10 protein-coding genes are annotated in these 12806 nt (G+C 73.8%); 8 read left to right on the forward strand and 2 right to left on the reverse strand.

From position 1 onward, the window contains the following. Positions 1 to 27 precede the first annotated feature (27 nt). The 4 genes from LG634_RS20290 (at position 28) to LG634_RS20305 (ending at position 5198) form a co-directional block, all read left to right on the forward strand. Positions 28 to 1374, forward strand: a complete 1347-nt coding sequence (locus tag LG634_RS20290) for an NYN domain-containing protein (RefSeq protein WP_226735362.1) — start codon at positions 28 to 30, stop codon at positions 1372 to 1374. A gap of 245 nt (positions 1375 to 1619) precedes the next feature. Then, complete coding sequence (locus LG634_RS20295; protein ID WP_226735311.1) at positions 1620 to 2651, forward strand: C40 family peptidase; 1032 nt, start codon at positions 1620 to 1622, stop codon at positions 2649 to 2651. Positions 2652 to 2893: 242 nt separating this feature from the next. Then, positions 2894 to 3928: a C40 family peptidase gene (locus LG634_RS20300; RefSeq protein ID WP_226735312.1), complete on the forward strand. Its 1035-nt coding sequence runs from the start codon at positions 2894 to 2896 to the stop codon at positions 3926 to 3928. A 40-nt stretch (positions 3929 to 3968) separates the two neighbouring features. Continuing rightward, the gene (locus tag LG634_RS20305) at positions 3969 to 5198 is read left to right on the forward strand and encodes a hypothetical protein (protein WP_226735313.1); all 1230 of its coding nucleotides are present in this window, start codon (positions 3969 to 3971) and stop codon (positions 5196 to 5198) included. Here LG634_RS20305 and LG634_RS20310 read toward each other — a convergent pair. Next, a complete protein-coding gene (locus LG634_RS20310) occupies positions 5155 to 6336 on the reverse strand; it encodes a glycosyltransferase 87 family protein (protein WP_226735314.1) in 1182 nt (393 codons plus the stop codon). The genes LG634_RS20305 and LG634_RS20310 overlap by 44 nt on opposite strands. A 68-nt stretch (positions 6337 to 6404) precedes the next feature. Here LG634_RS20310 and LG634_RS20315 point away from each other — a divergent pair, with 68 nt between their 5' ends. Together LG634_RS20315 and LG634_RS20320 are read left to right on the forward strand one after the other, a co-directional pair. Next, positions 6405 to 7547 carry a glycosyltransferase family 4 protein gene (locus LG634_RS20315; RefSeq protein WP_226735315.1) on the forward strand — a complete coding sequence of 381 codons (1143 nt, stop codon included), beginning with the start codon at positions 6405 to 6407 and terminating at the stop codon, positions 7545 to 7547. Between the two features lie 137 nt (positions 7548 to 7684). Continuing rightward, entirely contained in the window at positions 7685 to 9292 is a 1608-nt protein-coding gene (locus LG634_RS20320; protein WP_226735316.1) for a GMC oxidoreductase, read from the forward strand. Positions 9293 to 9325: 33 nt separating this feature from the next. On the opposite strand, the gene LG634_RS20325 is transcribed toward LG634_RS20320, so the two are convergent. Further along, positions 9326 to 11122 carry an AMP-dependent synthetase/ligase gene (locus LG634_RS20325; RefSeq protein WP_226735317.1) on the reverse strand — a complete coding sequence of 599 codons (1797 nt, stop codon included), beginning with the start codon at positions 11120 to 11122 and terminating at the stop codon, positions 9326 to 9328. A 274-nt stretch (positions 11123 to 11396) separates the two neighbouring features. Between LG634_RS20325 and LG634_RS20330 the strand changes: the two genes are divergently transcribed. After that, the gene (locus LG634_RS20330) at positions 11397 to 12179 is read left to right on the forward strand and encodes a metallophosphoesterase family protein (protein ID WP_226735318.1); all 783 of its coding nucleotides are present in this window, start codon (positions 11397 to 11399) and stop codon (positions 12177 to 12179) included. Positions 12180 to 12260: 81 nt separating this feature from the next. Beyond that, entirely contained in the window at positions 12261 to 12701 is a 441-nt protein-coding gene (locus tag LG634_RS20335) for an SRPBCC family protein (protein ID WP_226735319.1), read from the forward strand. Positions 12702 to 12806 lie beyond the last annotated feature (105 nt).

The raw sequence follows: 12806 nt of genomic DNA on the forward strand, positions 1-12806 counted from the left end.
ATCGTTTTCTGACGGTAGGGGTGACGGATTGTGGAGCCTGCAAGCGGCGCCGGCGACGCCGCCGAGGCGCTCGACCGCCCGTTGCCCGAGGGCGTGCGGCGGCGGGTCGTCGGCTTCGTCTCCGATGCGTTCGGGGGGCTGACGCTCGCCGATCTGCCCGCGCAGCTGCGGCAGTACGCCCGGTTCACCCCGACCCGGCGGGCGAAGTTCGCCGGCAACGCGATGGCCTCCGCGCTGGAGAGCGATCCGGTCTTCCGCGGCCGGATCGGCGAGAAGCTGAAGGAGGCCCAGCCCGAACTGGCGGGGGCGCTGGAGTCCGGCGTGCCGCCGGCCGCCGCGGACCCGCTCGACGTGGCGGCAGCCGCGTACGTGCTGCGCCCCCCGGGCTGGGTCAAGCTGGTCGCGGCCGCCGGTGAAGAGGTCGAACGGGCCGACGCCGAGCGGGCCGGCGAGGAGACCCAGCGGGAGCTGGAGCGGCTGCGCGCCGAGCTGGCCGGGCTGCGGGAGCAGCAGAAGACCGGCGGGGAGCAGCTGCGCCAGGAGCTGGACGCCGCCAAGAAGGAAGCCGAATCGCTTCAGCGGAAGCTGCGCAGCGCCCTCAACGACGTGAAGCGCGGTGAGGCGGCGCTGCGGAAGGCGACCGGCGAGATCGAGGCGGTGCGGGCGGAGGCGGCCGGGCAGGTCGCGGCTGCCGAGAGCGAGGCCCGGAGGCTGAAGTCCCGGCTGGGCGAGGCCGAGGCGGCGCTGGAGGCGAGCCGGCGGGCCACCCGGGAGGGCCGCAGTGTCGAGGACATGCGGGTGCGGCTGCTGCTGGACACCGTGCTGGAGTCGGCGCAGGGACTGCGGCGCGAACTGGCGCTGCCGCCGGTGTCGGTGCGGCCGGCGGAGACCGTGGACGCGGTGGAGCCGGGCCGGATGACGCCGAAGGACATCGCGGCGCGGGCGCTGTCGGAGACCGATCCGGCGCTCCTGGACCAGCTGCTGGCGCTGCCGCAGGCGCACCTGGTCGTCGACGGCTACAACGTGACCAAGACCGGCTATCCGACGATGCCGCTGGAGAAGCAGCGGCTGCGGCTGCTGGGCGGGCTGTCGATGCTGGCCGCGCAGACCGGTGCCGAGATGACGTGCGTCTTCGACGGGGCGGAGCTGGCGGCGCCGGTGCTGCTCGCGCCGCCGCGCGGGGTGCGGGTGCTGTTCTCCAAGCCCGGTGTGACGGCGGACGAGTTGATCCGGCAGCTGGTGCGGGCCGAGCCGCCCGGCCGGCCGGTGGTCGTGGTGTCGACGGACCGCGAGGTGGCCGACGGGGTCGCCAAGTCCGGTGCCCGTCCGGTTGCTTCCGCGATGCTCCTCAAGCGGCTTTCGCGCATCTCGTAACTCCTGGGCCTAATGCCCGATTTCGCGGAACGGACGGTCAAGTGGCCGCTACTGCGCGTGCGGACACGGTAAAGAACCTGGCTGTGCGGCGAGATTTTGCCCGGGAGGATTTGAAGTGATCACAACTTGGTCACTAGGGTCTGGGCTCAAACCTTCGTGCGGTTGATCACCCATTCGGGGTGGCGGGCGGAGGTCCGCCGAGTCTGCGTTCGATCGGCGGCTCCAGGAAGAAGGAGATCGCCCCCGTGGCGTCCCACCGTCGACCCAAGCAGCCGACCCGCGCTCGTGTGACCGTGCTCACCGCAACCGCCGCCGCGGCCGTCGCCCTCACCTCCCAGGGAGCCTCCGCCGCTCCGGCCAAGCCGGGCAAGGACGAGGTCAAGGCGAAGGTCGACGCCCTCTACGAGCAGGCCGAGCAGGCCACCGAGAAGTGGAACGGCGCCAAGGAGCAGCAGGCCAAGCTGGAGAAGCAGATCGGCCAGCTCCAGGACAAGGTCGCGCGCGGCCAGGGCGAGCTCAACGAGCTGCGCGCCACCCTCGGTTCGATGGCCAGCGCCCAGTACCGCTCCGGCGGCATGGACGGCTCGCTCCAGCTCTTCCTGTCGGCCGACCCGGACAGCTACCTCGAAAAGGCGTCCGTGCTCGACCAGTTGGGCTCGAAGCAGGCCGACGCGGTGGCGCAGATCCAGGCCAAGCAGCGCACCCTCGCCCAGCAGCGCCAGGAGGCCGCGGGCAAGCTGAAGGACCTCGCGGAGACCCGCAAGGAGCTCGGCGAGAAGAAGAAGCAGGTCCAGGCGAAGCTCGGCGAGGCCCAGCGGCTCCTCAACACGCTGACCGCCGAGGAGAAGGCGAAGCTCAACGAGGAGGAGAACCGCGCCAGCCGCGCCGGCGGCGGCCAGCGTCCCGACCTCGGCAACGTGAAGCCCTCCGGCCGCGCCGGTGCCGCCCTCGCCGCCGCGCAGACCAAGGTCGGCTCCGCGTACATCTCCGGCCACGAAGGCCCCAACTCGTTCGACTGCTCGGGCCTCACGCAGTGGGCCTACCGCCAGGCGAACGTGAACATATCCCGCGTCACGTACACGCAGGCCAACGACGGCACCCGGATCAGCCGCAGTCAGCTCCAGCCCGGCGACCTGGTCTTCTTCTACAACGACCTGCACCACGTCGGCCTGTACGCGGGCAACAACATGACGCTCCACGCGTCGAACCCGCGCGGCGGCGTCAAGTACGAGTCGATGGACAACATGCCGTTCCAGTTCGGCGTCCGGATCGGCTGACCTCCGGACTTCTCGGACGGGACGCGCCGACACCGCCCATCCGGGCGAATTGCGGCACGCTCCGCTGACCTCACGCCCCGCCGGTGACCTGTGTTCTCCGGCGGGGCGTCACTCTGCGTGCCTGCCGGGGTCTTTGGCGGCGGTGTGTCCGCGCGGCTACTGTCTGCCAGCGCGGAGCCCGGTCGCGGCCGTCCACGGGGGCGGACACGGGACCCGCACCGCGGAAGGGAGTGCGGCTTCCTGTGGCGTCCCATCGCCGGCCCGTGACCTCGGGCCCGGACCGGAGCACCACGCTCACGGTCCTCTCCGCCGCCGCGGCCACCGCCGCGGCCGCCCTCGCCGCAGCCCCCGCGAGCGCCGCCCCGGCCGACCCGGCGTCCGGTGCCCGGGCCCGGGTGGACCGCCTCTTCGAGGAGGCCGAGCAGGCCACCGAACGGTTCAACAAGGCCGGCGAGAAGGCCGCGAAGCTGCGCGGTGAGATCCGCGGGGTGCAGGAGAGCGTGGCCCGCGGCCAGGACCGCATCAACACCATGCGCGGGCTCCTCGGCACCTACGCCGGTGCCCAGTACCGCTCCGGCGGCGTCGACCCGGCCGTCGAGCTGATGCTCTCCGAGGACCCCGACGGCTACCTGGAGAAGGCCGCCGCCCTCGACCGGCTGGCCGGCCGCCAGGCCGGGCAGCTCGCCGAACTCCACGAGGCCCAGCGGAAACTGGCCCAGCAGCGCCGCGCGGCCTCCCACAAGCTCGCCGAACTCGACGCCCTGCGCGCCGACGTGGCCAGGCAGAAGCGCGCGGTCACCGCGAAGCTCGCCGCCGCCCGGCGCATCCTCAACGCCATGCCCAGCGAGGAGCGGGCCGCCTTCGAGCGGGCCAACCGGTCCTCCGGCCGCGGCGTCGACCTGCCCGAACCCTCCGGCCTGGGCCCCGCGTCGGGCCGGGCGGCCGCCGCCGTCGCGGCGGCCCGCGCAGCCGTCGGCCGCCCCTACGTGTGGGGTGCCACCGGGCCGTCCGGCTTCGACTGCTCCGGGCTGATGGTCTGGTCGTACCGGCAGGCCGGGGTCTCGCTGCCGCGGACCTCGCAGGCCCAGCGGTTCGCCGGCCGGCACGTCCCGCTCTCCGAGGCCCGGCCCGGCGACCTCGTCACCTACCGCTCCGACGCCAGCCACGTCGGCATGTACGTCGGCAACGGCCAGGTCGTCCACGCCCCCTACCCGGGCGCCCCGGTGCGCTACGACCCGGTCGGGATGATGCCGGTCTCCGCGGTCACCAGGCCCTGACCGGCCGGATCCCGCGGCCCCCGCACGTACGATCGGGCCCGTGACGGCGGCCGGAGCGTGCGGGACCCGCCCGGTGCGGACCCTGCGGGCCGTGCCGGGCGCGCTGCTGTCCGCGCTGGTCCTGGCGCTGCTCCCGCTCCTGGCCGCCTGCACGGGGACCGCCGCGCCGCCGGACCGGGCGCAGCAGGAGGTCCGGGCGGTGCTGGCCCGCTGGTCGGCCGCGCTGCTCGCCCGCGACCGCGCCCGATACACGGCAGAGGACGGCCGGGCGGGGGCCCGGGAGGGCTTCGACCGGCTGTCCGGGGTGCCGCTGGCGTCCTGGGAGTACGCGGTCTCCTCGGTCCGGGTCAGCGGCGGCCGGGCGTACGCCGCGGCCGAGCTGCGCTACCGGATCGCCGGCTACGACACCGTCCCCGCGACCGCCGCCCGGGAGGTGGAGCTGGTCCGGCACGGGGACCGCTGGCGGGTGGCCGCGGACCGGCCCGCGGCCGGTGCCCGCCCACAGCTGTGGGACCAGGGCCCGGTGTCGGTGTCCCGTGGCCGGTACGGCCTGGTGCTCGCGGTCCGGTCCGCCGCGGTCCGGCCGGAGCTGCCGGCGGCCCTCGCGGCCGCGGCCGACGAGGCGGTCCCGGCGGTGTCCGCGGCCTGGCCCGGCACCTGGCCGCGGAAGGTGCTGCTCGTGGTTCCGGCCTCGGTCGACGACATGGCGGCACTGCTGGGCTCGCCGGCCTCCGCGTACGCCGGCATGGCGGCCGTGACCACCGGCCGGGTCGGCGGCGGGCCGGGCCCCGCGGACCGGGTGACCGTCAACGCGCAGGCGTACGGGGAACTCGGCGCGCTGGGCCGGCGGGTGGTGCTCACCCACGAGACCGTGCACGTCGCGACCCGCTCGGCGACCCCGGCCGGCACCCCGCTGTGGCTGTCCGAGGGGTTCGCGGACTGGGTGGCGTACCGGGGCAGCGGCCGCAGCCCGGCGCAGGCCGCGCCGGCGCTGGCCCGGGCGGTGCGCCGCGGGGAGGTGCCGGCCGCGCTGCCCGGCGGCGGTGCGTTCGCCTTCGGCGGGGACGCGGACGCGCTGGCCGCCTCGTACGAAGGGGCCTGGCTGGCCTGTCTGATGATGGCCGAGCGGTGGGGTGCGCAGGCGCCGGCCGCGTTCTACGCGGCGGCCGCCCGGTCCTCGGCGCCGGCCGCGTTCGCCTCGGTGCTCGGCACCGACGAGCGGACGTTCACCGCCGACTGGCGGGCGTACCTGCGGGAACGGCTGGGCTGACGGCCGGCGGGCCGGGGACGGTGTCCCGCCACAGGGCCCGGCAGGCCAGGAGGGCGGCCGCCACCAGCAGGCCGTTGCGGGCGAAGAGGGCCGCGGTGCCCGGCAGGCCGCCCTGGACGACGTCCGCGAACCACAGGGGGAACTCCAGGAACGTCAGCGGTGCGGCCGCCAGCACCAGCTGGGCCGGGCGCCGCATCCGGGTGCCGCGGAACGCGAGGCAGACCGCGGCCAGAGCCACCAGCCACACCAGGTACTGCGGGCTGAGCACCCTGCTGGTCGTGACGAACAGCAGCACGGCGGCGAGGGCCGCGTCCGCGGGGGTGTGCGGGTGGAAGGTGCGGGCCCGCAGTCGCCAGAACACCAGCCAGCCGAGGGCCGCCATGGTCAGCGCGAGGGCGATCCGGCCGGCGAGCGGCACGTACGGGCCGAGGAACTCCACCGAGCCGTAGTTCATCGCCGCGGTGCCCGGCCAGCCCCGGAAGCGGGCCAGGTGGAACGGCAGGGCGGCGAGCGCCTCCACCTCGATGCCGCGGTCCCGCTGGAAGGCGAGGAAGGCGAGCGAGCCGGGCAGCGCGAGCGCGAAGCCGGCCAGCAGCGCGGCGGCCGTGACGGCGGCGGCGAGGGCCGTGCGGTACCCGCGTACGCCGGCCAGCAGGAGCACCGGCCAGACCTTGAGGACGGCGCCGAGCGCCACCAGCGGACCGCGGGCCCGGGGCAGGAGCAGGGCGGCCACCGCGACGGCCGCGACCATCACGTCGTAGCGGGCGTAGACGGTGGGGCCGAGGAGGGGGAGGCCGGCGGTCCAGGCGGCGGCGCCCCACCGGCGGCGGTCCGGGCGGCGGCCCTCGCGGACCAGCAGCCGCAGCACGGCTGCGTCGGCGGCCAGGCACAGGAGGAAGAAGGCGGCCGGGTAGGCGAGGAACGGCAGCAGGCCGGGGGAGAGGACCGCGAGCGCGGCGCCGGGCGGGTACTGCCAGGTGACGTCGTCCAGCGGGAAGGTGCCGGTGCGCAGCACCTCGAACCAGCCCCGGTAGATCACGTGGACGTCGGTGGTGACGTCGGTCCCCGGTAGGACGACCACCCGGAAGACGCACAGCAGGAGCAGGGTTCGGGTCGCCGCCCAGGCGGTGAGGAGCATCGCGCCATGATGCCGGGCGGACGGGGTACGCGGCGGTGAGGCGCGGCCGTTCGGTACTGTCGCAGGCGATGCACAAGACGCTGATCGTGACCAATGACTTCCCGCCCCGTCCCGGCGGCATCCAGGCCTTCCTGCACAACATGGCGCTGCGCCTGGACCCGGAGCGGATCGTCGTCTACGCCTCGACGTGGAAGCACAGTGCCGAGGGGCGGGAGGCGACCGCGGCGTTCGACGCGGAGCAGCCGTTCCGGGTGGTGCGGGACCGTACGACCATGCTGCTGCCGACACCGCGGGTGACGCGGCGGGCCGTCGGGCTGCTGCGGGAGCACGGCTGCGAGTCGGTGTGGTTCGGTGCGTCGGCCCCGCTCGGGCTGATGGGGCCGGCACTGCGGCGGGCCGGGGCGAAGCGGCTGGTGGCGACCTCGCACGGGCACGAGGCGGGATGGGCGCAGCTGCCGGGTGCGCGTCAGCTGCTGCGCCGGATCGGCGAGGGCACCGACACGATCACCTATCTGGGCGAGTACACCCGGTCCCGGATCGCGGGGGCGCTGACCGAGTCGGCGGCCGCCCGGATGGTGCAGCTGCCGCCCGGTGTCGACGAGAAGACCTTCCACCCGGAGTCCGGGGGTGCGGAGGTCCGGGCCCGGCTGGGGCTGGCCGACCGGCCGGTCGTGGTGTGCGTGTCGCGGCTGGTGCCGCGGAAGGGGCAGGACACGCTGATCGAGGCGATGCCGCGGATCCTGGCGGCGGTGCCGGACGCGGTGCTGCTGATCGTGGGCGGCGGGCCGTACGAGGCGGACCTGCGGAAGCTGGCGGCGGCCACGGGGGTGGCGGACGCGGTGCGGTTCACCGGGGCGGTGCCGTGGGCCGAGCTGCCGGCGCACTACGGGGCCGGGGACGTGTTCGCCATGCCGTGCCGTACGCGGCGGGGCGGGCTGGACGTCGAGGGGCTCGGGATCGTGTACCTGGAGGCTTCGGCGACCGGGCTGCCGGTCGTGGCCGGGGATTCCGGCGGGGCGCCGGATGCGGTGCTGGACGGGGAGACGGGGTGGGTCGTGCGGGGTGGCTCCCCGGCGGATGCGGCCGAACGGGTCGTCACGCTGCTGCTCGACCCTGCGCTCCGTGCGCGGATGGGGGCGCGGGGGAGGGCCTGGGTCGAGGAGCGGTGGCGCTGGGACCTGCTGGCGGACCGGCTGCGCGCGCTGCTGTAACGGGGGCCGGGCCCATTTCAGCCTCGCCGGCGAGGCTGGGGGCGACGCGGGGCCCCGAGGGTGCGGGGTGACTGTCACTCAGATGTGTGTCAAGGCCGCGTCTGGGCGGAAGGGCCGATTCCGCACATGATGCGGGCATGACACCAAAACTGACGAGGCGTCACCTACTGGGACTCGGCGCGCTACAGACCGCAGCCGTGCTCGGATTGACGAGAATCGGCCTGGAACCGGCCAGGGCCGAGGACCGGGACCACGCCCCGGCCGTGGTGGTCGGCTCCGGATACGGCGCCGCCGTGGCCGCCCTCCGCCTGGGCCGGGCCGGCGTGCGGACCGTCGTCCTGGAGATGGGCCGGCTGTGGGACTCCGCCGGCCCCGACGGCAAGGTGTTCCCCTCCACCTCCGCCCCCGACCACCGCTCCATGTGGTTCCGCACCAGGACCGAAGCCCCCCTGGCCCAGTTCCTCTGGCTCGACGTCGTCAACCGGAACATCACCCCGTACCCCGGCGTCCTCGACCGCGTCCACCACGGCGACATGTCCGTCTACGTCGGCCGCGGCGTCGGCGGCGGCTCCCTCGTCAACGGCGGCATGGCACCCACGCCCCGCCGCTCGTACTTCACCGAGGTCTTCCCCGGTGTCGACGCCGACGAGATGTACGGCACGTACTTCCCGCGCGCCCGCCGCATGCTCGGGGTCAACGACATCGACCCGGCCTGGTTCGAGTCCACCGAGTGGTACCGGTTCGCCCGGGTCTCCCGCAAGCACGCCGCCAGGACCGGCCTGAAGACCGTCTTCGTCCCCAACGTCTACGACTTCGCGTACATGCAGCGCGAAGCGGCCGGCACCGCACCCCGGTCCGCGCTCGCCGGCGAGGTCATCTACGGCAACAACCACGGCAAGAAGAGCCTCGACAAGACCTACCTGGCCGAGGCGGTCGGCACCGGCAACGTCACCATCGAGACCCTCCGGCGCGTCACCGCCGTCCGCCGCGAGCCCGACGGCACCTACGTCCTCACCGTCCGCACCATCGACCTGGCCGGCCGGGTCACCGGGACCCGCGAACTGGGGTGCCGGCAGCTGTTCCTGGGCGCCGGCAGCCTCGGCACCACCGAGATCCTGCTGCGGGCCCGCGAGACCGGCGCGCTCCCCGGGCTCAGCCCCGAAGTCGGGCTCGGCTGGGGTCCCAACGGCAACGTCATGACCGCCCGCGCCAACCACCTGTGGGACACCGTCGGGGCCCACCAGGCCACCATGCCCGCCCTCGGCATCGACGACTGGGACAACGCGGCCAACCCGGTCTTCGCCGAGATCGCCCCGCTGCCCATGGGCCTGGAGCACTGGATCTCGATGTACCTGGCCATCACGAAGAACCCGGAACGCGGCCGGTTCAGCTACGACCCGGCCACCGACTCCGCCCGGCTGCACTGGACGCGGGACCAGAACACCCCGTCCGTCAATGCCGCCAGATGCCTCTTCGACCGCGTCAACCGGTCCAACTTCACGGTCTACCGCCACGACCTGTTCGGCGGCAACCGGGCGTTCGCCGACGACTTCACGTACCACCCGCTGGGCGGCTGCGTGCTCGGCCGGGCCACCGACCTGCACGGCCGGGTGAAGGGGTGCACGAACCTGTACGTCACCGACGGCTCGCTCGTGCCCGGCTCGCTCGGCGTCAACCCGTTCGTCACCATCACCGCCCTCGCCGAGCGGAACATGGACCGGATCCTCGCCGAGGACCCCCGCTGACCCGGCCGGCCGAAGACCGGCCGGCCGCACCCGTCAGCCCCGGTACAGGGCCTCGATCTCGTCCGCGAAGTCCTTCGCCACCACGTTCCGCTTGAGCTTCAGCGACGGCGTGATGTGGCCCGACTCCTCCGTGAACTGGGAGCCGAGGATCCGGAACTTCCGCACCGACTCCGCCTTGGAGACCGCCGCGTTGCCGTCGTCGACGGCCTTCTGCACCGCGGCGAGCAGGTCCGGGTCCTCGCGCAGCGAGGCCGCCGTGGCGCCCGCCGGCTTGCCGTGCTCCTGCACCCAGCGGCCCAGGAACTCCTCGTCGATGGTGACGAGCGCACCGACGAACGGCCGCGCGTCGCCGACCACCATGCACTCCGCGACCAGCGCGTGCGCGCGGATCCGGTCCTCGATGACCGCCGGGGCGACGTTCTTGCCGCCCGCCGTCACCAGGATCTCCTTCTTGCGGCCGGTGATCGCCAGGTAGCCGTCCTCGTCGAGGGTGCCGACGTCACCGGTGTGGAACCAGCCGTCGGTCAGCGCCTCGGCCGTGGCCGCCTCGTTCTGCCAGTAGCCCGCGAACACGTGCTCGCCGTGCAGCAGCACCTCGCCGTCGTCCGCGATCCGCACCACCGAGCCCGGCAGCGGCTGGCCCACCGTGCCGATCTTCTGGCGGTCCCACGGGTTGAAGGCGGTGGCCGCGCAGGACTCCGTCAGGCCGTAGCCCTCCAGGACCGTGAAGCCGATGCCGCGGAAGAAGTGGCCCAGCCGCTCGCCCAGCGGGGCGCCGCCGGAGATCGCGTACTCGCCGCGCCCGCCGAGCACCGTGTGCAGCTTCGAGTAGACCAGCTTCGAGAAGATCTTGTGCTTGAGCCGCAGGCCCAGACCCGGACCGCCCGGCGCGTCCAGCGCCCGGCTGTACGCGATGGCGGTGTCGGCGGCCGCGTCGAAGATCCGGCCCTTGCCGTCGGCCTGCGCCTTCGCGCGCGCCGAGTTGTAGACCTTCTCGAAGACGCGCGGCACACCGAGGATCAGGGTGGGCCGGAAGCCCGCCAGCTCGTCGGTGAGGTTCTTGATGTCCGGTACGCAGCCCAGCCGGATCGGCGCCAGTACGGACGCCACCTCGACCAGCCGCCCGAACACGTGGGCCGCCGGGAGGAACAGCAGGACCGAGCACTCGCCGGTGCGGAACAGCGGCTTCAGCCGCTCCACCACGTTGCCGCACTCCGCGAAGAAGTTGCGGTGGGTGAGCACGCAGCCCTTGGGGCGGCCGGTGGTGCCGGAGGTGTAGACGATGGTGGCCGGGTCGTCGGCGTTCGCCACCGAGCTGCGCTCGTCGACCTGCTCGTCGGTGATCCCGGCGCCCGCGGTGCGCAGCTCGTCGAGCGCACCCGCGTCGATCTGCCACACGTGAGCCAGCGCCGGCAGCTGCTCGCGCAGACCCGCGACCGCCTCCGCGTGCCCGGCGCTCTCGACGACGACGGCCGTCGCGCCGGAGTCGCCGAGGATCCACTGGATCTGCTCGGGGGAGCTGGTCTCGTACACAGGTACGGTCACCGCGCCCGCCGACCAGATCGCGAAGTCGATCAGCACCCACTCGTAGCGGGTGCGGGAGATCAGGGCCACCCGGTCGCCGGGCTTGACGCCCGCGGCGATCAGGCCCTTGGCGGCAGCCCGCACCTCGGCCAGGAACGCGGTCGCGGTGACGTCCTGCCACACGCCGTCGACCTTGCGGCCCATGACGGCGGTGTCCGGGTGCTGAGCTGCGTTGCGGCGGATGAGATCCGTGAGATTCCCGTCCGACGGGACCTCGTACAGGGCCGGAAGGCTGAACTCGCGCAAGACTGCTGCTCCTCTGGGCGCCATCGCCACGGTGTGGACCGACCGGACGTTACCCACCGGTAGTGGGTTCCGGATAGAGGGAACCGGCCAGATGTTCCATGCGTCACACGCCGCGCTCCTCCCTGGCCGACAGTAGTCGACACGGTTTGCGACCAGGAAGTAACCGCAGGTAGGGCGCCCGTGTGCGGGTCGCGACAGCACACCCGGCCGGCCCCGCCCCACCCGTCCCACCGCCCCCTACCGGCCGCGCCCGGCCGCCCCTAGGGTGATCCGCATGGGTGGCAGCAGGCGCAGCACACGAGTCCACGTCGTCAGCGACGTCCACGGCAACACCGAGGCGCTCGCCCGCGCCGGCGAGGGCGCCGACGCCCTGATCTGCCTGGGCGACCTGGTCCTCTTCCTCGACTACGCCGACCATTCGCGCGGCATCTTCCCCGAGCTCTTCGGCGCCGAGAACGCAGGACTGATCGTGAAGCTCCGCACCGAGCGCCGCTTCGACGAGGCCCGCCGCCTCGGCGCCCGGCTCTGGTCCGGCCTGGACCGCGAGGCCCTCATCGAGGAGGGCGTGCGCCGCCAGTACGCCGAGATGTTCGCCGCGTTCCCCACCCCGACCTACGCCACGTACGGCAACGTCGACGTCCCCCACCTGTGGCCCGAGTACGCCCGGCCCGGCACCACCGTCCTCGACGGCGAACGCACCGAGATCGGCGGGCTGGTCTTCGGCTTCGTCGGCGGCGGCCTGCCCTCCCCGATGCGCACCCCCTACGAGGTCGACGTCGACGAGTACGCCGCCAAGGTCGAGGCCCTCGGCGAGGTCGACGTGCTCTGCTCGCACATCCCGCCCGAGGTCCCCGAACTCTGCTACGACACCGTCGCCCGCCGCTTCGAACGCGGCAGCACCGCCCTCCTCGACGCGATCCACCGCACCCGGCCCCGGTACGCGCTCTTCGGCCACGTCCACCAGCCCATGGCCCGCCGCATGCGCATCGGCGCCACGGAATGCGTGAACGTCGGCCACTTCGCCGCGACCGGGCGCCCCTGGGCCCTGGAGTGGTGACCGGCGCGGTGCGCGGTAGCCTTCACGCGGCGCCGCGCGGCGCCTGTTCACCGCGAAACCACCTCTGGAGGAGCCGCAGCGATGGCGGAACACACGAGCTCTAGCATCACCATCGAGGCGGCCCCGGCCGACGTCATGGCCGTGATCGCCGACTTCGCCCGCTACCCGGAGTGGACCGGCGAGGTGAAGGAGGCCGAGGTGCTCGCCACCGACGGCCAGGGCCGCGCCGAGCAGGTCCGGCTGCTGCTCGACGCGGGCGCCATCAAGGACGACCACACCCTCGCCTACACCTGGACCGGCGCCGACGAAGTCAGCTGGACCCTGGTCAAGTCGCAGATGCTGCGGGTCCTGGACGGCTCGTACAAGCTGGCCGGGCTCGGCGGCAGCCGCACCGAGGTCACCTACCAGCTGACCGTCGACGTGAAGATCCCCATGCTCGGCATGATCAAGCGCAAGGCCGAGAAGGTCATCATCGACCGCGCCCTCGCCGGCCTGAAGAAGCGCGTCGAGTCCGGCAAGTAGGCCCCACCGCCCCACGCATCCGCCGCCCCCGCCCGGACCGCCCGGCGGGGGTGGCGGCCGTCACCCGCCGGTCACCCGCCGGCGCGCCCCCTCACACGGCAAGCG

Source organism: Streptomyces bambusae (assembly GCF_020532645.1).
GTDB classification, from domain to species: Bacteria; Actinomycetota; Actinomycetes; order Streptomycetales; family Streptomycetaceae; genus Streptomyces; species Streptomyces bambusae.

Excerpts from the sequence above, each read along its gene's own strand:
- LG634_RS20310 (WP_226735314.1), bottom strand. The coding sequence starts at position 6,336 with ATGCTCCTCACCGCCTGGGCGGCGACCCGAACCCTGCTCCTGCTGTGC.
- LG634_RS20315 (WP_226735315.1), top strand. The coding sequence starts at position 6,405 with ATGCACAAGACGCTGATCGTGACCAATGACTTCCCGCCCCGTCCCGGC.
- LG634_RS20320 (WP_226735316.1), top strand. The coding sequence starts at position 7,685 with ATGACACCAAAACTGACGAGGCGTCACCTACTGGGACTCGGCGCGCTA.
- LG634_RS20330 (WP_226735318.1), top strand. The coding sequence starts at position 11,397 with ATGGGTGGCAGCAGGCGCAGCACACGAGTCCACGTCGTCAGCGACGTC.
- LG634_RS20335 (WP_226735319.1), top strand. The coding sequence starts at position 12,261 with ATGGCGGAACACACGAGCTCTAGCATCACCATCGAGGCGGCCCCGGCC.